This window comes from Streptomyces sp. NPDC051740, from assembly GCF_044453165.1.
Lineage (GTDB): Bacteria > Actinomycetota > Actinomycetes > Streptomycetales > Streptomycetaceae > Streptomyces > Streptomyces atrovirens.
Window position 1 is genome coordinate 216,522 of sequence record NZ_JBITCL010000009.1, and the last position, 20,450, is coordinate 236,971.

The 20,450-nt window shown below is 71.9% G+C and carries 15 protein-coding genes and 2 pseudogenes; 6 read left to right on the forward strand and 11 right to left on the reverse strand.

Annotation, left to right across the window (positions count from 1 at the left end; translation table 11 throughout):
* Window positions 1–207 precede the first annotated feature (207 nt).
* The gene (locus tag ACIA6T_RS17825) at window positions 208–1,938 is read left to right on the forward strand and encodes an ABC transporter ATP-binding protein (RefSeq protein WP_399447402.1); all 1,731 of its coding nucleotides are present in this window, start codon (window positions 208–210) and stop codon (window positions 1,936–1,938) included.
* A 99-nt stretch (window positions 1,939–2,037) separates the two neighbouring features.
* Complete coding sequence (locus tag ACIA6T_RS17830; protein WP_399447486.1) at window positions 2,038–4,566, forward strand: ATP-dependent Clp protease ATP-binding subunit; 2,529 nt, start codon at window positions 2,038–2,040, stop codon at window positions 4,564–4,566.
* Between the two features lie 45 nt (window positions 4,567–4,611).
* Here ACIA6T_RS17830 and ggt read toward each other — a convergent pair whose 3' ends face one another.
* A complete protein-coding gene (gene ggt / locus ACIA6T_RS17835) occupies window positions 4,612–6,420 on the reverse strand; it encodes a gamma-glutamyltransferase (RefSeq protein WP_399447403.1) in 1,809 nt (602 codons plus the stop codon).
* A gap of 152 nt (window positions 6,421–6,572) precedes the next feature.
* On the opposite strand from ggt, the gene ACIA6T_RS17840 reads away from it, so the two are divergent.
* Window positions 6,573–7,328, forward strand: coding sequence for a hypothetical protein (locus ACIA6T_RS17840; protein ID WP_399447404.1), 756 nt, complete (start codon window positions 6,573–6,575; stop codon window positions 7,326–7,328).
* A gap of 270 nt (window positions 7,329–7,598) precedes the next feature.
* Here the strand turns inward: ACIA6T_RS17840 and ACIA6T_RS17845 are convergent, their stop codons facing one another.
* From ACIA6T_RS17845 to ACIA6T_RS17870, 6 genes are all read right to left on the reverse strand, one after another.
* Window positions 7,599–8,375 (reverse strand): amino acid ABC transporter ATP-binding protein, encoded by a 777-nt coding sequence (locus tag ACIA6T_RS17845; protein WP_399447405.1) that lies wholly within the window; start codon window positions 8,373–8,375, stop codon window positions 7,599–7,601.
* Between the two features lie 145 nt (window positions 8,376–8,520).
* Window positions 8,521–8,928 (reverse strand): DUF6278 family protein, encoded by a 408-nt coding sequence (locus ACIA6T_RS17850; RefSeq protein WP_399447406.1) that lies wholly within the window; start codon window positions 8,926–8,928, stop codon window positions 8,521–8,523.
* A gap of 73 nt (window positions 8,929–9,001) precedes the next feature.
* The gene (locus ACIA6T_RS17855; RefSeq protein WP_399447407.1) at window positions 9,002–9,781 is read right to left on the reverse strand and encodes an exodeoxyribonuclease III; all 780 of its coding nucleotides are present in this window, start codon (window positions 9,779–9,781) and stop codon (window positions 9,002–9,004) included.
* A gap of 52 nt (window positions 9,782–9,833) precedes the next feature.
* Window positions 9,834–10,469: an MBL fold metallo-hydrolase gene (locus ACIA6T_RS17860; RefSeq protein WP_399447408.1), complete on the reverse strand. Its 636-nt coding sequence runs from the start codon at window positions 10,467–10,469 to the stop codon at window positions 9,834–9,836.
* A gap of 54 nt (window positions 10,470–10,523) precedes the next feature.
* Window positions 10,524–11,840 carry a 4-carboxymuconolactone decarboxylase gene (gene pcaC / locus ACIA6T_RS17865; RefSeq protein ID WP_399447409.1) on the reverse strand — a complete coding sequence of 439 codons (1,317 nt, stop codon included), beginning with the start codon at window positions 11,838–11,840 and terminating at the stop codon, window positions 10,524–10,526.
* Window positions 11,819–12,979, reverse strand: a complete 1,161-nt coding sequence (locus ACIA6T_RS17870) for a tyrosine-type recombinase/integrase (RefSeq protein WP_399447410.1) — start codon at window positions 12,977–12,979, stop codon at window positions 11,819–11,821. Before ACIA6T_RS17870 ends, pcaC begins: the two co-directional genes overlap by 22 nt.
* 515 nt (window positions 12,980–13,494) lie before the next feature.
* Between ACIA6T_RS17870 and ACIA6T_RS17875 the strand changes: the two genes are divergently transcribed.
* On the forward strand, window positions 13,495–14,514 hold the full coding sequence (locus ACIA6T_RS17875) for a DNA-directed RNA polymerase subunit alpha (RefSeq protein ID WP_399447411.1): 1,020 nt from the start codon (window positions 13,495–13,497) through the stop codon (window positions 14,512–14,514).
* A gap of 277 nt (window positions 14,515–14,791) precedes the next feature.
* On the opposite strand, the pseudogene ACIA6T_RS17880 reads toward ACIA6T_RS17875, so the two are convergent.
* From ACIA6T_RS17880 to ACIA6T_RS17890, 3 genes and pseudogenes are all read right to left on the reverse strand, one after another.
* Window positions 14,792–16,059, reverse strand: a pseudogene (locus ACIA6T_RS17880) (MFS transporter).
* Window positions 16,060–16,066: 7 nt separating this feature from the next.
* Window positions 16,067–16,525: pseudogene (locus tag ACIA6T_RS17885) on the reverse strand (ArsI/CadI family heavy metal resistance metalloenzyme).
* 35 nt (window positions 16,526–16,560) lie between these two features.
* The gene (locus ACIA6T_RS17890) at window positions 16,561–17,934 is read right to left on the reverse strand and encodes an NAD(P)-binding domain-containing protein (RefSeq protein WP_399447412.1); all 1,374 of its coding nucleotides are present in this window, start codon (window positions 17,932–17,934) and stop codon (window positions 16,561–16,563) included.
* Between the two features lie 108 nt (window positions 17,935–18,042).
* On the opposite strand from ACIA6T_RS17890, the gene ACIA6T_RS17895 reads away from it, so the two are divergent.
* On the forward strand, window positions 18,043–19,104 hold the full coding sequence (locus tag ACIA6T_RS17895; protein WP_399447413.1) for a flavin-containing monooxygenase: 1,062 nt from the start codon (window positions 18,043–18,045) through the stop codon (window positions 19,102–19,104).
* Between the two features lie 48 nt (window positions 19,105–19,152).
* Window positions 19,153–19,530, forward strand: a complete 378-nt coding sequence (locus tag ACIA6T_RS17900; RefSeq protein ID WP_399447414.1) for an ArsR/SmtB family transcription factor — start codon at window positions 19,153–19,155, stop codon at window positions 19,528–19,530.
* Between the two features lie 6 nt (window positions 19,531–19,536).
* Here the strand turns inward: ACIA6T_RS17900 and merB are convergent, their stop codons facing one another.
* Window positions 19,537–20,238 (reverse strand): organomercurial lyase, encoded by a 702-nt coding sequence (gene merB / locus ACIA6T_RS17905; RefSeq protein ID WP_399447415.1) that lies wholly within the window; start codon window positions 20,236–20,238, stop codon window positions 19,537–19,539.
* Between the last annotated feature and the right edge of the window lie 212 nt (window positions 20,239–20,450).

Consider the following 20,450-nt stretch of genomic DNA (forward strand, 5'->3'; position numbering starts at 1 on the left):
GGTCCGACGCACCCCGAACCGGCGGCCCCCGGCCAAACCGCCGGAAGCCCACCGTGTGCCGGGGCGCCGGCCGGTGTTCCGGACCGGGACGCCGGGCAGCGGGACGAACCCGCCGGCCCCCCGGGGTCCTCGGGTGAGGACCGGTCCACCCGGGCCGCGCTCCGTACGCTCTACCGCCTCACCGCGGGGCACCGGCGGGCCATCGGCGTGGCCGTCCTGCTGACCCTCGCGGGCTCCGCCCTCGGGCTGGCCCAGCCGCTCGTCGCCCGGCAGGCCGTGGACGCGAGCGGCCACGGGCGGGTCGTCTGGCCGCTGCTGGCGCTGCTCGGCGCGCTGTTCGCCGCCGAGGCCGTCACCGGCTCGGTGGGCCGCTTCCTCCTGGAGCGCATGGGCGAGGGCGTCGTACGACAGCTCCGGCTCGGCCTGGTCGACCGGCTGCTCCGGCTGGAGATGCGCGAGTACGACCGCCACCGCGGCGGCGACCTCGTCTCCCGCGTCACCGCCGACACCACCCTGCTGCGCGAGGTCGTCTCCCAGGCCCTGGCCGATCTGGTGACCGGGAGCATCGTCGCCGCCGGGGCGCTCGTCCTGATGGCGTGGCTCGACCCGCTGCTGCTGCTCCTCGTCGCCCTGACCGTGGCCGTCGCGGCCGGTGTCGTCACCTCGCTGCTCAAGGCGATCCGGTGTGCCTCGGAGCGCATGCAGCACGCGGTCGGCGCCATCGCCGCCGACCTGGAGCGGGCGCTGGGCGCCCTGCCCATGGTCCGGGTGCACCGCGCCGAGGCACGGGAGTCGGCCCGTGTGGGGGCCCGGGTGCGGGAGGCCCACGACGCGGGCGTGCGCACCGCGAAGCTCGCCTCCGTGATGAGCCCCGCCGTCGAACTCGCCGTCCAGGGCTCCTTCCTCCTCGTCCTCGTCGTCGGCGGCCTGCGCGTGGGCGGGCGGTCCGGTTCCCTGGGCGATCTCGTCGCCTTCCTGCTGTACGCCTCGTACCTCGTCCTGCCGCTGTCCTCCGTGTTCCACGCGGTGGGTCTGGTCCAGCGCGGCATGGGCGCCCACCGGCGGGTCGAGCAGGTGATGCGCCTCCCCGTCGAGCACACCGGGCCGGCCGCCACGCCGGTCCGCCACGCCGCCCGGCCCCGCGCCGGGGCGGAGCGCGACGGCGAGCGGCCCGCGCTCGCCCTGGACGACGTCCACTTCGGCTACGAACCGCACCGGCCCGTGCTGCGCGGTGTGTCCTTCGCCGTCGCCGCGCGCCGCCAGGTCGCCCTGGTGGGCCCCTCGGGCGCCGGGAAGAGCACGGTCTTCGCACTGGTCGCGGGCTTCTACGAGCCGGACTCGGGCGCCGTGCTCTTCGACGGCCGGCCGGCCGCCGAACTGGGCCGCGACGCGTGCCGGCGCCGTATCGCCGTCGTGGACCAGAACACCCACGTCGTCCACGGCACCCTGCGGGAGAACATCGCCTACGCCGTGCCCGACGCCCCGGAGGCGGAGCTGAGGCGGGTGGTGGAACTGGCCAGGCTCGAAGAGGTCGTCGACCGGCTGCCCGGCGGCCTGGACGCCGTCGTCGGCGAGCGCGGGAGCACCCTCTCCGGCGGCGAACGCCAACGCGTGGCACTGGCCCGTGCCCTGCTCGCCCGTCCCTCGCTGCTGCTGCTCGACGAGCCCACCTCGCACCTGGACGCGATCAACGAAGCGGCGCTGACCACGGTGATGAAGGACGTGGCCCGGGAGTGCGCCCTGCTGGTCGTCGCCCACCGCCTGTCCACCGTGCGGCACGCCGACCACATCGTCGTCCTGCACCGGGGCCGCACGGCCGGCCAGGGGCGGCACGAGGAGCTGCTGGCCGCGAGTCCCCTCTACCGGGAGCTGGCCGCGAGCCAGATGCTGCGGCCGGGCGGCGACCGGGCCGCGCGCCGCGCCCCGTCGTCCTACTGAACATGCCCGCGGATACGGATCGTGTCATCGTGGGCATGAGCGAGCCCCCACCGGGTTACCCGGCCCCGGCACGTCGACCCAGCGAAGGAACGGATGACGATGACGAGTGGTTTCGTCGGCCCGGAGGGCGACCCCTTCGCGGAATTCCTCTCCCGCTTCTTCGGCGGGCCACGCCCCCGCCAGATCGACATCGGCCGACTCCTCAGCCAACCCGCCCGCGAACTGGTCCGCGGCGCCGCCCAGTACGCCGCCGAACACGGCAGCCGTGACCTGGACACCCAGCACCTCCTGCGCGCCGCCCTCTCCGCCGAGCCGACCCGGAGCCTGCTCAGCCGGTCCGGCGCGGACCCCGACTCCCTGGCGTCCCAGATCGACGACCGCTCCGGCCCCGTACAGCACGGTCCGGGCGAGGTCCCGCCGCCGACCTCGCTGTCCCTCACCCCCGCCGTCAAGCGGGCCCTGCTGGACGCGCACGAGATGGCCAGGGCGTCCGGCGCCGGCTACATCGGCCCGGAGCACGTGCTCACCGCCCTCGCCGCCAACCCCGACTCGGCCGCGGGGCACATCCTCAACGCGGCCCGCTTCGCCCCCTCCGGCCCGCCCGAGGCCCCCGAGGCCCCACAGCCCCGCGCCGAACGGCCCCGCCCCGCGACCGGTACGCCGACCCTCGACAAGTACGGCCGTGACCTCACCGCGATGGCCCGCGAGGGCCGTATCGACCCGGTGATCGGACGCGACGACGAGATCGAGCAGACCGTCGAGGTGCTCTCCCGGCGCGGCAAGAACAACCCGGTGCTGATCGGTGACGCGGGCGTCGGCAAGACCGCCGTGGTGGAGGGGCTGGCCCAGCGGATCGCCGAGGGGGACGTGCCCGACGTGCTCCTCGGGCGGCGCGTGGTCGCCCTGGACCTGACGGGGGTCGTCGCCGGTACCCGCTACCGGGGCGACTTCGAGGAGCGGATGAACAACATCGTCGAGGAGATCCGGTCCCACTCCGACCGGCTGGTCATCTTCATCGACGAGCTGCACACCGTCGTCGGCGCCGGGGGCGGGGGCGAGGGCGGCTCGATGGACGCGGGCAACATCCTCAAGCCGGCCCTCGCCCGCGGCGAGCTGCACGTCGTGGGCGCGACCACCCTGGAGGAGTACCGCCGGATCGAGAAGGACGCGGCGCTGGCCCGCCGCTTCCAGCCGATCATGGTGCCCGAGCCGACGCCCGCGGACGCGATCGAGATCCTGCGCGGCCTGCGGGACCGGTACGAGGCCCACCACCAGGTCCGCTACACCGACGAGGCCCTGCTCGCGGCCGTGGAGCTGTCCGACCGCTATCTGAGCGACCGCCGCCTGCCGGACAAGGCCATCGACCTGATCGACCAGGCCGGCGCGCGGGTGCGGCTGCGGGCCCGGACCAAGGGCACGGACGTACGGGCCATGGAGCGCGAGGTCGAGCAGCTGACCTGCGACAAGGACCAGGCGGTCGCCGACGAGCAGTACGAGCAGGCCACGCAGTTGCGGGACCGCATCGTGGAGCTGAAGCAGCGGATCACGGACGCCGGCGGCGACGGCGAGGTCGACGAGGGGCAGGGCCTGTGGGTGGACGCCGAGGCGATCGCCGAGGTGGTGGCCCGGCAGACGGGCATCCCGGTCAGCCGCCTCACCGAGGAGGAGAAGGACCGGCTGCTCGGTCTGGAGCAGCACCTGCACCAGCGGGTCGTCGGCCAGGAGGAGGCGGTGCGCGTCGTCTCGGACGCGGTACTGCGCTCCCGCGCGGGGCTCGCCAGCCCCGACCGGCCGATCGGCAGCTTCCTGTTCCTCGGCCCGACGGGCGTCGGCAAGACGGAGCTGGCGCGGGCGCTCGCCGAGGCGCTGTTCGGCAGCGAGGACCGGATGGTGCGCCTCGACATGAGCGAGTACCAGGAGCGGCACACGGTCAGCCGGCTGGTGGGCGCCCCGCCCGGCTACGTGGGGCACGAGGAGGCCGGTCAGCTCACCGAGGTGGTGCGCCGGCACCCGTACTCGCTGCTGCTGCTCGACGAGGTGGAGAAGGCCCATCCGGACGTCTTCAACATCCTGCTCCAGGTCCTCGACGACGGCCGGCTGACCGACTCGCAGGGCCGGACGGTGGACTTCACCAACACCGTGATCGTGATGACCAGCAATCTCGGTTCCGAGGCGATCACCCGGCGCGGCGCGACCCTGGGTTTCGCGTCCGGCGGCGCGGACGCGGACGAGGAGGCGCGGCGCGAGCAGATCCTGCGGCCGCTGCGGGAGCACTTCCGGCCCGAGTTCCTCAACCGGATCGACGAGATCGTGGTGTTCCGCCAGCTGACCGCGGAGGAGCTGCGGCGGATCACCGACCTGCTCCTTGAGGGCACCCGGCGCGGGCTCAAGGGGCAGGACGTCTCGGTCGACTTCACCGACGCGGCCGTGGACTGGCTGGCCGAGCGCGGCTACCAGCCCGAGTACGGTGCCCGGCCGCTGCGCCGCACCATCCAGCGGGAGGTCGACAACCAGCTCTCCCGGCTGCTGCTGGACGGCCGGGTCCGGGAGGGCGGCCGGGTGACGGTGGACGCGGAGGACGGGCGCCTGGTGTTCCGTACGCAGGAGACACCGGCACCCGAGCTGTGAGCGAGCGGAAGGGGCGCCCCCGGACGGGGGCGCCCCGCCGTGTGTCTAGCGCGTCGGACGGACCACCATCGCCGAGCCGCCGCCCCGGCGGACCTTCTCCGCCGCCGCGAGCCACGTGCCGTCCGGCAGCCGCTGTACGGCCGTGGCCGCGCCGATCTCCGGGTTCTCCCGGAAGGAGTGCCCGATGGCCTCCAGGCGCTGCCTGACCTCACTGTCGTACAGGCCGGGTTCGAGGTCCGTCAGCGCCGTGTTGCGCTGGCTGGCGCGCGGCGCGGCGATCGCGTCGACCAGGGGCAGCCCGCGGTCGAGGAACCCGGTGAGGGTCCCCAGCACGGTGGTGATGATGGTGGAGCCGCCGGGCGAGCCGAGCGCCACCACCGGCCGGTCGTGCCGGTCGAGCACGATCGTCGGTGAGATGGACGACCGGGGCCGCTTGCCGGGGCCCGGCAGGTTCGGGTCGTGCACGGCGGGGTCCGCCGGGGCGAAGGAGAAGTCCGTCAGCTCGTTGTTGAGCAGGAATCCGCGGCCGGGCACGGTGATGCCGCTGCCGCCGGTCTGCTCGATGGTGAGGGTGTAGGCGACGACGTTGCCCCACCGGTCGGCGGTGGTGAGGTGCGTGGTGTTCTCGCCCTCGTACGTCGTCGGGGCGGCCTCGCCGCCGCTCGCGCAGGGCTCCGGGTCTCGGGGGTCGCCGGGGGCGAGGGGGCTGGTGAGGACGGCGTCGTCCCTGATGAGGCACTCGCGGGAGTCGGCGAACCGCTGGGAGAGCAGTTCCTCCGTCGGTACGTCCTCGAAGGCGGGGTCGCCGACCCAGCGCCCCCGGTCGGCGAACGCGATGCGGCTCGCCTCGATGAAGCGGTGCAGGTACTGGGCGTCGCTCGCCCCGGAGAGGCCGGTGCGCTCCAGGATGTTGAGCGCCTCGCCGACGGTGGTGCCGCCGGAGGAGGAGGGCGCGATGGAGTAGACGTCCAGGCCGCGGTACGAGGTCTTGGTGGGCGGCTGGAACTTGGCGCGGTAGGCGGCGAGATCGCGTTCGGACAGCTCGCCGGGCCGGGCGTTCCAGCCGGAACCGGGGTCCACGGGCGGCTTGTTGACCGTCTTCACGATGTCCCGGCCGATGTCGCCCCGGTACAGGGCGTCGACGCCCTCGCGGCGCAGCTCCTTGTAGGTGCGGGCCAGATCGGGGTTCCTGAAGGTGGAGCCGACGACCGGGAGTTCGCCGTCCGGGAGGAACAGTTCGGCCGTGTCGGGGAAGTGGCGGAAGCGGGTCTCGTTGGCGGCGGTCTGCGCGCGGAAGGTCCCGTCCACGGTGAAGCCGTCGCGGGCGAGGCGTTCGGCGGGCTTCAGGACCGTCCCCAGGCCCCGCTGGCCCCACTTGTCGAGCGCCCGCTGCCAGGTGGCGGGCGTGCCGGGGGTGCCGACCCCGAGTCCGCTGCTGACCGCTTCGGCGAACGGGATCGGCTCGCCGTTCTCCAGGAACAGTCCGGAGTCGGCGGTCAGCGGGGCCGTCTCACGGCCGTCGAGGGTGTGCACGGTGCGCGAGCGGGCGTCGTAGTAGACGAAGTAGCCGCCTCCGCCGACACCGGCCGAGTAGGGCTCGGTGACGCCGAGCGCCGCGGCCGTGGCGACGGCCGCGTCGACGGCGTTGCCGCCCTTCCTCAGGATCTCGATCCCGGCGGCGGAGGCGTCGGCGTCGACGCTGGAGACCGCGCCGCCGTGGCCGACGGCCACCGGGACCTTGGGGGTGTGCCGGGAGGGTGTCGCGTGCTGGGTCGGCGGCGGGGCCGCCCCCACCGACAGCACGGCGGCACCGACCGCCAGGACTGCGAGATTCCGTGCGACAGGACGACGCATCCGCACCTCCGGTAAACGGCTGTCCGCGCAGCCTAGTTCGTCACCGGGCTCCCGTCAGGGATGCCGAAGGGGTGTGCCGTCCCGTCGTCCGGTGGGCCTTGCGGCCTGCGTCTCGAACACGGGTTTGCGTGGGACCGCTAGCATGCGCGCCCATGAGTGACGACGTGCGCAACATCGTTCTGAGCGTGGTGGCCGCCGGCATCAGCGCCGCGCTGGGCTGGATAGCCCGTACCTACCTGTGGAGGCGGAAGCTCCGGCGCAAGCAGACGTTCTTCGGCCTGCCGGAGAACTCCGAGTGCCTGCTCGTCGTCAACCGCGATCCGGCGACGGCGGAACCGGCGGTACACCGCTTCGACGTGTTCGCGCTCCTTGAGCTCTCCGCGCTGATCAAGGACTGCGGGGCGCATGTCCAGATGGTCACCCAGGACGCGGCCCACCAGGGCTTCGGCGAGCGGACCGAGTTCTGTGTGGGCGGGCCGGGGTCGAACCGGCGGATGGTGGCCCACATGGCGGCCATGCTGCCGGGGGTGCGGGTCAACGTCGACCCGGAGCCGGGCCCGGACCGGGGCGCCTTCCAGATCGGCTCCGAGCGCTACCGCATGGACCCGGGCATCACCGAGTACGTCCTGCTGGCGCGGCTGACCGCGGGTGAACGGCGCGAGACGCGGCCGGTTTTCCTGTTCTGCGGTCAGCGCGCGATCACCAACCAGGCCGCGACCCGCTATCTCGCCCGCAACCACGAGCGGCTGGCCCGCAAGCACGGCTCGAACTCGTTCGTCCTGCTGCTGAAGGTGATCAACTCGCAGGCGTACGGCCCCGATGTGGTCGAACTGGTCGCGGACGTGACCAGGGTCGCGCAGACCGCGCTGCCGGCTGCCGCGCCGCGCACCGGTCACCGGGCGGACTGACCCCGTCCAGCACCACCCGTCCGGCGCGCAGCTGACCTTCTCCTCGTCGGCGTGCGACCCGTCGGGGTCGCGCCCGCCGCGCGAGCAGTGATCTCCGGCTGCCGCCGGACGGGTCCGGCCGATGTGATCCGCCGCCCCGTTGGACGCGGGGCGGTGGGCCCCTCCCGGTGGCGGTGTCCCCGCTCCTGGCGCGGAGTCCCCTCCCCCACCGGGATGAAGGGACCATCCTAGTCGAGGTCCGGACGGAGGGGTCTACGGGCGTCACCCCGTTCAGTGCTTGAGGATCTTGGAGAGGAAGTCCTTGGCCCGGTCGCTGCGCGGATCGCCGAAGAACCCGTCGGGCGTACGGTCCTCCACGATCCGGCCGTCGGCCATGAAGACCACGCGGTTGGCGGCCGAGCGGGCGAAGCCCGTCTCGTGCGTGACCACGATCATGGGCATGCCCTCACCGGCCAGTTGCCGCATGACCTCCAGGACCTCGTTGATCATCTCCGGGTCCAGGGCGGAGGTCGGCTCGTCGAACAGCATCACCTTGGGCTCCATGGCCGGCGCCCGCGCGATCGCCACGCTCCCCCAGTGCCTTGATGGCCTGGGAGGTACCCCCAGCTGCTGACCGCCCGAGAGCTGCGCCGGGTACTCGTCCGCCTGGCCGGCGACACCGACCCGGTCGAGGAGGGCGCGTGAGCGCCGGTCGGCGTCCTCCTTCTCGCGTCCGCGGACCTTCACCTGGCCCAGCGAGACGTTCTGCAGCACGGTCTCGTGCGCGAAGAGGTTGAACGACTGGAAGACCATGCCGACATCGGCGCGCAGCCGCGCCAGCGCCTTGCCCTCGTGCGGGAGCGGCCGTCCGTCGGGCAGGATCGTGCCGGACCGGACGGTCTCCAGCCGGTTGATCGCCCGGCACAGCGTCGACTTCCCCGACCCCGACGGGCCGATGACGACGACCACCTCTCCCCTGTCCACGGTGAGCCCGATGCCCTGGAGGACGTGGAGGTCCCCGAAGTACTTGTTGACGTCACGCAGCTCGATCAGCGGATCGACGGCCACACCCGTCCCTCCTCGTCCTCAGCCGTGCGGTGGTCGCCGCAACGTATCCGGGCAAGATCACCGGGAAGGCGCGACACGCACTCTTCGGCCATTAGCCGTATTTACTCCGGTTTGCCCGTTTTGCACCGATCTGCGGGTCGGGGCCTCACGCCTCCGCGACCTCCGCGTACAGCTGGGACAGCTCGGGCACGCCGTCGGCCGCCCACTCGTGTCCGGCGTCCACGACGTCGAACTCCCGTCCGGAGGCGATCCGTACGACCGGCTGCCCGTCGGCGCGGATCTCCCAGGCGGCCCCCGGCACGGTGCGCACGATGACGGTGCCGAGGTACAGCCCCGCGTCGTTGCCCAGCCAGTTCGAGGTCTCCTCGTCGTCCCGCCAGCGCGGCACCAGTTGGTCCAGCGCCTCCAACGAGGCCGGGGAGTCGTCGAGTCGGACACCCGCCCGGTCGGCCTGGGAGCGTAATAGCTCGCACTCGGCGAGGAGTTCCGCGATGCCCTCGGGATCGGGAACCCCCGCCCTCCGGCGCCGGCTGCCCAGGAAAGGGATGTTCATACCTCCAGCCTGTCATTCGTACCGTGTCTCGCACCACAGGCGCGCGGGTCGGACGACGGCCGGCGGCGCCCCGCTACACGTCGAGGTCCACCACGACCGGCGCGTGGTCCGAGGCGCCCTTGCCCTTGCGCTCCTCGCGGTCGACGTAGGAGTCCGTGACCGCCTTCGCGAAGGGCTCGTTGCCGTACACCAGGTCGATGCGCATGCCCCGGTTCTTGGGGAAGGCGAGCTGGCGGTAGTCCCAGTACGTGAACGGGTGCTCGTACTTGAGGGGGCGCGGGACGACGTCGGAGAGGCCGGCCTCGCGCAGGGAGGCGAGGGCGGCGCGCTCGGCGGGGGTGACGTGGGTGGAGCCCTCGAAGTCGGCCCGGTCGTAGACGTCGTCGTCGGTCGGTGCCACGTTGTAGTCGCCCAGGACGGCGAACGGGCGGTCGCCCGCCGCGTCGCCGGCCACGGCGGCCTTCAGCGCCTCGAACCACTGGAGCTTGTACGCGTAGTGGGGGTGGTCCACCTCGCGCCCGTTGGGCACGTACACCGACCAGACGCGGACCGGGCCGCAGGTCGCGGAGACGGCGCGGGGCTCGACGGAGCCGTCGTAGCCGGGGTCGCCCGGCAGGCCCTTGACGACGTCCGTCAGGCCGACGCGGGAGAGCACCGCCACGCCGTTCCACCGGCCGGTGGCGTTCACCGCCGACTCGTAGCCCAGCTCGCGCACCTCCTCCACCGGGAACCTCTCCTCGGCGACCTTGGCCTCCTGGAGGCACAGCACGTCCGTGCCGCTGCTCTCCAGCCAGGCCAGGAGCCTCGGCAGGCGGGCGGTGATCGAGTTCACGTTCCAGGTCGCGATGCGCATGTTCCACAACCTACCCGGCACCTGTGACAACGCGCGCCCGCCGCCCGCCGGGTCACAGCTCGGCGGAGCCTCCCGGCGCGAGCCGCAGGTGTTCCGAGCCGCCGAGCGCGCCGATCTGACGGTCGTAGATCGGCCGGGCGAGGTCGGTGAGGAGGGCGTCGTGGATGTCGTAGGCGCGCCGCGGCCTCACCTCGCGGACGTAGTCGATGACTTCGGAGATCTTGTTCCAGGGGGCCATGACCGGCAGCATCAGCGTCTCGACCGGCCGGTCGGGGACGGTGAGCGCGTCACCCGGGTGGAAGAGCTTCCCGCCGTCGACGAGGTAGCCGACGTTGGTGACGCGCGGGATGTCCGGGTGGATCACCGCGTGCAGCTCGCCGTGGACCTGTACGTCGAAACCGGCGGCGGTGAAGGTGTCGCCGTGGCCGACGGTGTGCACGCGGCCCGGGAAGGCCGCCGAGAGCTGTTCCGCGACCGACTTCAGGGTCCAGACCTCGGCGCCCGGGTTCGCCTCCAGGGCGGCCCGCAGCCGGCCCTCGTCGAAGTGGTCGGGGTGCTCGTGCGTGACCAGGACGGCGTCGGCGCCGAGGGCCGCGTCCTCCTCGCTGAACATCCCGGGGTCGAGGACGAGGACGCGTCCGTCCTTCTCCAGGCGGACGCAGGAGTGCGACTTCTTGATGAGCTTCATGATTCCATCCTGCCCCCGTCCCGTTCACGGCCGCGCGGAGCACCCCTGGGGCTCTCACTCCTGGGGCGTGGTCTCCTCGTGGACGACCTGCCGGGCCACCCGGAACGCGCTGTTCGCCGCCGGGATGCCGCAGTAGACGGCCGCCTGGAGCAGCACCTCCTTGATCTCGTCCGGGGTGAGCCCGTTGCGCAGGGCGGCCCGGGTGTGGAAGGCGAGCTCCTCCAGGTGGCCGCCGGCGACGAGGGCGGTGAGGGTGACGCAGCTGCGGGTGCGCCGGTCGAGTCCTGGCCGGTCCCAGACCTCACCCCAGGCGTAGCGGGTGACGAGCTCCTGGAAGTCGCCCGAGAACGCGTCGGCCTCGGCCAGGATCCGGTCGACGTGCGCGTCGCCCAGCACCTCCCGGCGGACCTTGATGCCGGTGTCGTACGCGTCGGGCCTGCCCTGCGGCTGCTGCGGTACGACGGGCGGGGCGATCTCGGCGACGGGCGCGAGCTGCGGCGGGGCGGCGGCCGGCACCGGATTCACCACCGCCGCGGGCAGGGCGGTCTGCCCGGTGACGGGCTCGAAGGCGGGCTGCCAGGCGGTGGAGAAGTGCCGCACCAGCAGATCGGTGACGGCGGCCGGCTGCTCCACCGGCACCAGGTGGGAGGCGCCGGGCACGACGGCGAGCCGGGCGTCCGGGATCCCGGCGACCAGCGTACGGGCCTCGGCGGGGCCGGTGACCTGGTCCTCGGAGCCGACCAGCACCAGGGTGGGCACGCCGACGCTGCCGAGTCCGGCCCGCACGTCGAACGAGGCGAGCGCCTCGCAGGCGGCGATGTAGCAGCCGGGGTCGGTGGTGCGCACCATCTGCACGGCCCACTCGGTGATCGCGGGCTGGGCGGCGGCGAACCCGCCGGTGAACCAGCGCTCCGGCGAGGAACGGGCGATGGGGTCGAGCCCGTTCGTCCGTACGACCACCCCGCGCCGGCGGAACTCGTCCGCCGTACCGAAGCGGGGCGAGGCGGCGATCAGCGCGAGCGACGCGACCCGCTCGGGATGGCGCAGGGCCAGCTCGATCCCGACGGCGCCGCCGAGCGCGCAGCCGGCGTAGCCGAAGCGCTGCACGCCGAGGCCCTCGAGGGTGACGAGCAGCCGCGCGGTGAGTTCGGCGACCGAGCCCGCGGGGTGGGCGGGGGCGCCTCCGTGTCCCGGCAGATCGAACCGGAACACACGCCACTGCTTCGTCAGCTCGGGAACCTGCCGGTCCCACATGTGCCATGTAGCACCGAGGGAGCATCCCAAGACCAGGACCGGAGCCTGTTCTGGCCCGTCAAAGCGGTATTGCAAGGTTTCGACGTTCTTCTCACTCACCCGCTCACGCTCCCACATCTCACACTCTCTTCGTGAGCGGGGGCGGGGTCGCTCGCGAGACCTCCCCACGTGTCCGCTGCCTGACGAAGATCCTCCACATCCGGCTTCACATACCAACGCTTCGTGGTCTTGACGTTGGTGTGCCCGGCCCAGCGGGCCAGGAGGTGATCCGGCACCCCGTTGTTCGCGAGGTACGTGAAGCAACTCGCGCGGGCGTCGTACATGCGGACCCGCCGCAGCCCGTGCTCGTCCATGACCTTGTACACCCGCTCACGCAACTGCCGCCCGTTGAGTACCCTGCCGAGTTCGTCCACGAGCACGTACCCACTGTCCTCATACCTCTCCCCCGCGGCCGGCTTCTCGGCCACCTGCATGGTCCTGAAACACGTCAGCGCCTCCCTGGCCAGATCTGGCAGGGGAAGCTGCCGCTCAGCGGCGAGAGACTTCGTGTCCTTCTCCACCACGGTCCTGCTCCCCATCAGTGTTCGCGTGTTGGCGACAGCCAGGGTGGCCTTGTCCAGGTCCACATCGGCCCAGCGCATGCCACAGATCTCCGCCGGCCGCAGACCCATCAGGGAAAGAAGGAAAGGGCCGTAGGGGCGATCGTCCTTCACCGCGCGCACGAAGGCATGAACCTCCTCGACGTTCCAGGGCTGCACCACTGCCCTGGCGCTGCGCTCCGCCTTGCGTGCTTTCCGAGGGATCGTGACCTCCTGGGCAACGTTCGCGGCGATCAGGCGCCGGGCTACTGCCCGGTTCAGCGCATCCTTCAGCCGCGCCAGGGACATCTCCGCTGAGGTCACCCCCAGACCCACCCCCGTCTTGGCACCGCGGCCCTCCCGAAGCGCCCACCTCATCCACGCTTCAACGTGGTCCTCGGTCAGATCCTGTAGCCGGATGTGCCCAAGCTTCCCCCGGACACGACCCAGGGTCATCGTGTAGCTGTAGACAGTGCTCTCTTCCAGGTCTTCCGCCTTCTTCGCGAGCCACTGGTCGAGCCGTTCGTTCACCGTGATCTTGTTGGGCTCGAGGAGCGTCCCCTCGTAGCGACGGTTCGTGATGCGGGCATACTCGACCTTCGCCTCCCTCAGCGTGCCGAAGGTACGGGTCAACTGCCTGCGCTTCCCGGTAGCGGGATCGCTCCCTACATCGACCACAAACCGATACCGGACCTTCCCCTTCGCATTCGGCGGGAGCTTCTTGATCGGATCAGACAGGACTACTCACTCTCCTTGAAGGCGTGGAACCCTTCCACGCAGGCACAGGCATCGCTGCGTTTCAGCGAAGGACGCCACGTCATCAGGACGGCAGGCGACGGGACCTTTCCCTTCTCCCAGGGACCTGCGGCTCCGTCCACCTTGTCTGGCACGGCTCCCCCGCCGAGCTCAGTCGAATGGGACAACTTCAATGGTCGTCACCGTCGCCGGTTTGGCCAACCGGCGATCATGGTCTATGTTCCGCTCGCCACTGGCGGGCTCCGGCCTCACCATCGCCGATACGACCTCGATCAGGAACTGAAGTCCATCCCGTGAGGCAGTTGCCGTTGCGGGGGTGGTGCACCACGAGGAGTGCAGCGCGTCCACCGGAGGCCGTATCGCCTGTATCACCCGTACCCTTCGTGGTGTCTACGGCGTCACATAGCGGGCGCCAAACCACTGGAAGGCAATAGCCCGTGCTGATTGCTCAGCGTCCGTCCCTGACCGAAGAGGTCGTCGAAGAGTTCCGCTCCCGGTTCGTGATCGAGCCGCTGGAGCCGGGCTTCGGCTACACCCTCGGAAACTCCCTCCGCCGCACCCTCCTGTCGTCGATCCCCGGTGCCGCCGTCACCAGCATCCGCATCGACGGCGTCCTGCACGAGTTCACCACCGTGCCTGGCGTCAAGGAGGACGTCACCGACCTGATCCTCAACATCAAGCAGCTGGTCGTCTCCTCGGAGCACGACGAGCCGGTCGTGATGTACCTGCGCAAGCAGGGTCCGGGTCTGGTCACCGCCGCCGACATCGCGCCCCCGGCCGGTGTCGAGGTGCACAACCCCGACCTCGTCCTCGCCACGCTCGACGGCAAGGGCAAGCTGGAGATGGAGCTGACCGTCGAGCGCGGTCGCGGCTACGTCTCCGCCGTGCAGAACAAGCAGGTCGGCCAGGAGATCGGCCGTATCCCGGTCGACTCCGTCTACTCGCCGGTCCTCAAGGTCACCTACAAGGTCGAGGCGACCCGTGTCGAGCAGCGCACCGACTTCGACAAGCTGATCGTCGACGTCGAGACCAAGCAGGCGATGCGTCCGCGTGACGCCATGGCCTCCGCCGGCAAGACCCTGGTCGAGCTGTTCGGTCTCGCCCGCGAGCTGAACATCGACGCCGAGGGCATCGACATGGGCCCGTCCCCCACGGACGCCGCCCTCGCCGCCGACCTGGCGCTGCCGATCGAGGAGCTCGAGCTCACGGTCCGCTCCTACAACTGCCTCAAGCGTGAGGGCGTTCACATGGTGGGTGAGCTCCTGGCACGCTCCGAGGCGGACCTCCTGGACATCCGCAACTTCGGTGCGAAGTCGATCGACGAGGTCAAGGAGAAGCTCGCCGGCATGGGCCTGGGCCTCAAGGACAGCCCGCCCGGATTCGACCCGACCGCCGCTGCCGGCGCCTTCGGCGCCGACGACGCGGACGCGGGTTTCGTGGAGACCGAGCAATACTGAACGCTGCGCTGAACCGGTCATAGAGACACCTCGCGTACGGAGACAGGCGAACCTCCACGCTGTTCCCTGCTCGCTGGGCGGCCTCCACCGGGCCTGCGCCCGCGCACAAACCCTGGCGAAGACAGCCGACGATAAGGCGGCGCAGCTCCGCCACTTCACGTACGAGCCGCTGCTCGGCCAGCTGGCCGTCGCCGGCTTCCGGCCTTGCCTGCTGTTCCCGTCACCCAGCTGGTCTGCCTCGCCATCTCAGCAGACGTGATACGGCACCTTTACGTCGTCAGTAACGTCTCTGGGACATCTGAAGTCTGTTCGTGCCAGCACCAAGGGCAATTACGGAGGCCGCCGCGGAGGTCAGTGCGAGTGCGATGAACAGGCCGGGATAGCCGCCGAGCGATCCTGCCGGCGCTGTTCCCGCGAACGGCGCCAGGGCAGACGCGATGGTGGCAGGCGCGGCCAGTAGCCCCGAGAGGCTCCCGTAGTGAGTCGCTCCCCAGCGATCTGTGACGGCGGTGGCCTGGAGCAGGGTGAGGTTGCCGCGCACCATGCCGGCTGCGACCGCGATGCCCACAAGCAGAGGGAAGGGGCCGGAGACCAGCGCGAACACGGCGGTCGTGGTCCCACCGAGCGTGATCAGGGCGACGGTGCGGGTGGTGACACCTGTGCGGCTGGCGAGGGTTGCGTAAAGGGTGCGGCCGAGGGTCCGGCCCGCGCTGCCCAGGCCGAGGGCCCAGGCGGCGGCCGTGGGGCTGGCGCCTCGCGTGATCAGCAGGGGTACGAGGGCGATGACGACCGCGTACATGGCGAAGCTGTTCAACGTGATCGCGGTGGCGAGCATGAGGAACGGTCGGCTGCGGGTCACCGATTCGCTGCGGACATCCCGTTGGGAGGGTGGCGCCGGCTCGGGCGGCCAAGATCCTCGTAGCGCGAGGGCATGGGCGGGTATGGTCACGCCGGCCAGGAGCACTGCGAGTACGGCGTACGTGCTGCGCCAGCTCAGGTGCTCGGCGAGCGTGGCGGTCAGTGGGGCGAAGACGGTGGAGGCCAGGCCGCCGGCGAGCGTGACGGTGGTGAGGGCGCGGACGCGGTCTTCGCCCCACCAGCGGGTGAGGGCGGCGAAGGCGGGCTGGTAGAAGGTGGCGGCCATGACTACGCCGGCCAGCAGCCAGGCGGCGGTGAATGCCGCAAGGTTGGGGGCGTAGGCGATGGCCAGCACGGCGGCGACGCCGAGGACAGAACCGGTGGTCATCACGGCGCGCGGGTCTCGGCGGTCGAGGATGCGGCCGACGGGTATGCCGGTGAGGGCGGATACCAGGAGCGCGCCTGAGAAGGCGGCGGCGGTGGCGGTCGCCGACCAGCCGGTGGAGGCCGCGATCTGCGGATTCAGAACGGGGAAGGCGTAGTAGACGATCCCCCAGCTACGGGGAAGGCGTAGTAGACGATCCCCCAGCTGGTGATCTGGGTGGCGCACAGCGCGGGCAGGGCGGCGCGAGGCCGTGACCGGTCCCCCGCCCTGGTCACGGCCTCGCTGGTGTGGAGGTTGGTCATCGGCGCATCAGCAGCAGCCGCTCGTGCAGGCCGGCGCCTTGGCGTCGGCCTCGGCGGAGCCGGCGCAACAGGTGCTGCCCTGCTGCTTGGCCATGGAGTCGGCGTCGGCCTTGACGACGTACACCTCCCAGGGTTCCTGCCCCGGGCCGTGGACCCAGACCTTGTCCTGGACGGCGTAGCAACAGGTGGTGTCGTTCTCCACGTCGGTGGCCAGACCGGTCTCGCCCAGACGGGCGGTGGCGGCATGGACTGCTTCGGTCGTCTCGACCTCGACGCCGAGGTGGTCCGTGCGGGTCGCCTCACCTGCGGCGCCTTCGATGAGGACGAGCTTGAGCGGGGGCTCGGTGAGGGCGAAGTTGGCTTAGCCGTCGCGGAGTTTGGCGGGCTCGGTGCCGAAGAGCTCGCTGTAGAAGGCGACGGACGCGTCCAGGTCCGGAACACGGAGGGCGAGTTGTACACGGGACATGGCGTACCTCCTGCTGGAAGGGTCGGGTTGGCGGGTCAGCAGCCGCCGGACGAGGCGGTGGCGCCGATCCCGATCTGCAGGGTGGCCGGGGTGGCGCAGCACCCGCCGCCTTCGCTGTTCCGGGCGGCGTCGGGTTCGTCGAACAGGCCGGCGCCACCGCACACGCCCGTCTCCGGGAGGGTCAACTCGACGCGCTCGGCGGCCTCCAGGTCTCCGGCGAGAGCGGCGGTGATGGAGCGGACCTGCTCGTAGCCGGTCATGGCGAGGAAGGTGGGGGCGCGGCCGTAGGACTTCATGCCGACCAGGTAGATGCCCTGCTCGGGGTGGGAGAGTTCGTTCACGCCGTGCGGGTAGACCGTGCCGCAGGAGTGGACGTTCGGATCGATGAGCGGGGCCAGGGCGGTCGGGGCCTGAAGGCGTTCGTCGAGGCCGAGGCGGACCTCGGAGAGGAAGGTCAGGTCGGGCCGGAAGCCGGTCAGGACGATGACCTCGTCGACCGGGTCGAGGCGGCGGCCGTCCTCGGCGACGAGGACCAGGCGGCCGTCCGCGTCGCGTTCGACGGCCTCGGTGCGGAAGCCGGTGACCGCGTCCGCGTGCCCCTCGTCCACGGCTGCCTTCGCGGCCAGGCCGAGGGCGCCGCGTGCGGGCAGCTGGTCGGCCTCGCCGCCGCCGAACGTCGAGTCGCTGATGCCGCGTCGCAGGATCCACAGGCCCTTGGTGCCCGTGCCGTCGTCGGCCTTGGCGAGGTCGGCAAGGTAGGCGAGGGCGGTGAAGGCGGAGGCGCCGGAGCCGATCACGGCGGTGCGCTTGCCCGCGTAACGGGCGCGCACGGCGGGGTCGTTGAAGTCGGGCACACGGTAGGCGATGTGGTCGGCGGCCGCCTTCTCGCCGAGGGCCGGCAGACCGCTGCCGCCCGCCGGGGACGGGGTCGCCCAGGTGCCGGAGGCGTCGATGACGGCGCGGGCGAAGATTCGCTCCTCGTGGCCGTCGGCGTAGGTGATGTGGATGACGAAGGGCTGGGCCTCACGGTCGGCGTCGACGATCCGGTCGCGGCCGGAGCGGGAGACGCCCGTGACGGTGGCGCCGGTGCGGACCCTGTCGCCGAGGGCGTCGGCGAGCGGCTGGAGGTACTGCTCGGCCCAGTCCCCGCCCGAAGGGTAGGTGGCGGTGTCCGGCTTCACCCAGCCGGTGGGTGCCAGCAGCTTCTCGGCGGCCGGGTCGGTGACCTCGCCCCACGTGGAGAACAGCCGCACGTGCGCCCACTCACGAACCGCCGCTGCGGCGACCGGGCCGGCTTCCAGGACCAGCGGGGTGAGGCCGCGGTCGACCAGGTGGGCGGCGGCGGCGAGTCCGGCGGGGCCGGCTCCGATCACGACGACGGGCAGCTCGGTGGTGGCAGGCGCGTTCACGGTCGACTCCTCGGTGTTTCGACATCTGTCGATGGCTTGCGCGGCCAGCATGCCACCTGTTTCGATAGACGTCAACATAGACATTCATCGAATCTGGGGGGTTCATTCATGGAACACGTCGACGTCGCGGTGATCGGCGGCGGGCAGTCCGGACTGGCCGCGGCACGCGCCCTGCGACAGCGAGGCTTCAAGCCCGTAGTACTGGAGGCGTCCGAGGCCGCGACGGGATCGTGGCCGCGCTACTACGACAGCCTCACGCTGTTCTCGCCCGCCCGGTACAGCTCACTGCCCGGGATGCCGTTCAACGGTGCCGACCCGGACCGCTACCCGCACCGGGACGAGGTCGGCGCCTATCTGGCCGCGTACGCCGCCGGGCTGGACGCGGACGTCCGCACCGGCCGGCGCGTCACCGCCGTCCGCCGGGCCGACGGGGGGTTCGAGGTGGAGCTGGCGGGCAGCAGCCGACTGACAGCGCGCGCCGTCGTCGCCGCCTCGGGCACCTTCGGCCGCCCGTACCGTCCGGCGTTGCCGGGCCTGGAGGGCTTCACCAGCACGGTGCTGCACGCCGCCGACTACCGCAGCCCGGCCCGGTTCGCCGGGCAGCGGGTCATCGTGGTGGGGGCGGGCAACTCGGCCGTGCAGATCGCTGCCGAGCTCGCCAAGGTGGCCCGGGTGACGCTGGCCAGCCGCGCCCCGGTGAAGTTCGCCCGCCAGCACCTAGGGGGCCGCGACCTGCACTTCTGGCTGAAGTTGACCGGCTTGGACATCGCCCCGCTCGGACGGCTGCTGCGCACCCCGCCGACCCAGCTCGTCATCGACGACGGCCGCTACCGGGCCGCCCTCGCCCAGGGGGCGCCGGACCGGCGAGAGCTCTTCACCGGCATCGACGGTGCTGAGGCCCTCTGGCCGGACGGGATGCGGGAGGATGTGGATGCGATCGTCCTTGCCACCGGCTACCGCCCTGACCTGCCCTACCTGGCCGCCCTCGACGGCGCACTCGATGCGGCGGGGCATCCCCGGCACCGCGACGGCGCCTCGCTCACGCATCCCGGGCTGGTATTCGTCGGGCTGGAGTGGCAGCGCAGCCTGTCGTCCAATTCCCTGCGCGGCGTGGGCCGGGACGCCGACCGCGTCGCACGGCGGCTGGCACACCACCTCAACCGGGGCTGACCGCTCCGCGCCTCGCCCGCCTGGTTCGACGTGTGTCAACATAGACGTATGTCGAATGCCCAAGTGCTGCCGCTGATAGAGCCCGCCGACGGCCAGGCCGTGGCGCCGTGCTGCCCGCCGCTGACCGAGCGACCGTTCAGCGCGGAGGAGGCCGAGGTGGCCGCGCGGATGTTCAAGGCGCTCGGCGACCCGGTGCGGCTGCGGCTGTTCTCCGCGGTCGCCTCGCACGAGGGTGGCGAGGCGTGCGTGTGCGACATCTCCGACGTCGGCGTCTCCCAGCCGACCGTCTCCCACCACCTGAAGAAGCTCAAGGAGGCCGGCCTGCTGACCTCCGAGCGGCGCGGCACCTGGGTCTACTACCGCGTCGAGCCGTCCGTGCTGGCCGCGATGGGCAAGCTGCTGACCATAGCGCCGGTCCCGGCCTGAGCGTGATCAAGGACGGGGGCGGGGGCCACCCTGTCCAGCCCGACCCCGGCCGACGCATCCCGGTAACCGTCGTACCGATGGCGGCCGAGCTTGGCGTGGACGCGCGCGGAGTGGTGCTCGGTTGGGTGCTGCCACGAAGGCGGGGTGAGGGGTAATGAAGAAGTTCAGTGCGTCGCAGCACACCGCGGCGGCCGACCCGTCGGCTTCGCGACGGCCGATGAACACGACCGCGTCCATCGGCTCCCATTGCGCGCTGCCGCCGGTGAAGGTGATGGTCACCGGCTGGTCGTTGACCGGGTCGCAGGAGGAGATCCGCACGTCCTGCCCGCCGAGCATGGCGGAGATGCCGAGGGCGTCGACGGCGCACATCGACCACACCTGCGCTCCGCTCGCCAGGCTCACCCGGTGCCGGGTCCCGACCGCCGAGAACGGGTACGCCGCCCGGATCCACCCGGCGGCGTCGAGGGTCAGGAGGTCCTCGCGGTCCAGCTCGGCGAGGACGTCGGCCGCAGTCCTCCCCGCGACGGCGGCTATCGGATCGAGTGCGGTGCTGTCCGGTGCCGCGCCTTCGGCAGCGAAGTGCCGCAACACCGCCTGGTGGACGGCGCGTAGCCCGCGCTCGGCCGGGGCGCGCCGACCACGGCCGAACCGTCCGACGGGATCCAGCCGATCCGTCGTGCAGCACTCCTGTCCCTCGGCAGCCCGCATGCCCAGCGCCTGGCGCAGGGCCTGGATGCTCGGGGCCCCGTCGCACGGCCGTCCGCGTCCCGGTAGAGGCGGCAGGACACACTCGCCGGGGCACCGGCCATCGCGAACGGGTCGACGCCGTCGAGCAGGACGGTGGGTGAGCCCGTCATGCCCCAGCGGGCGGCCTCGGCCTCCTCGCACACCTCGACGACCTCCACCTCGGCGCTCCGGCC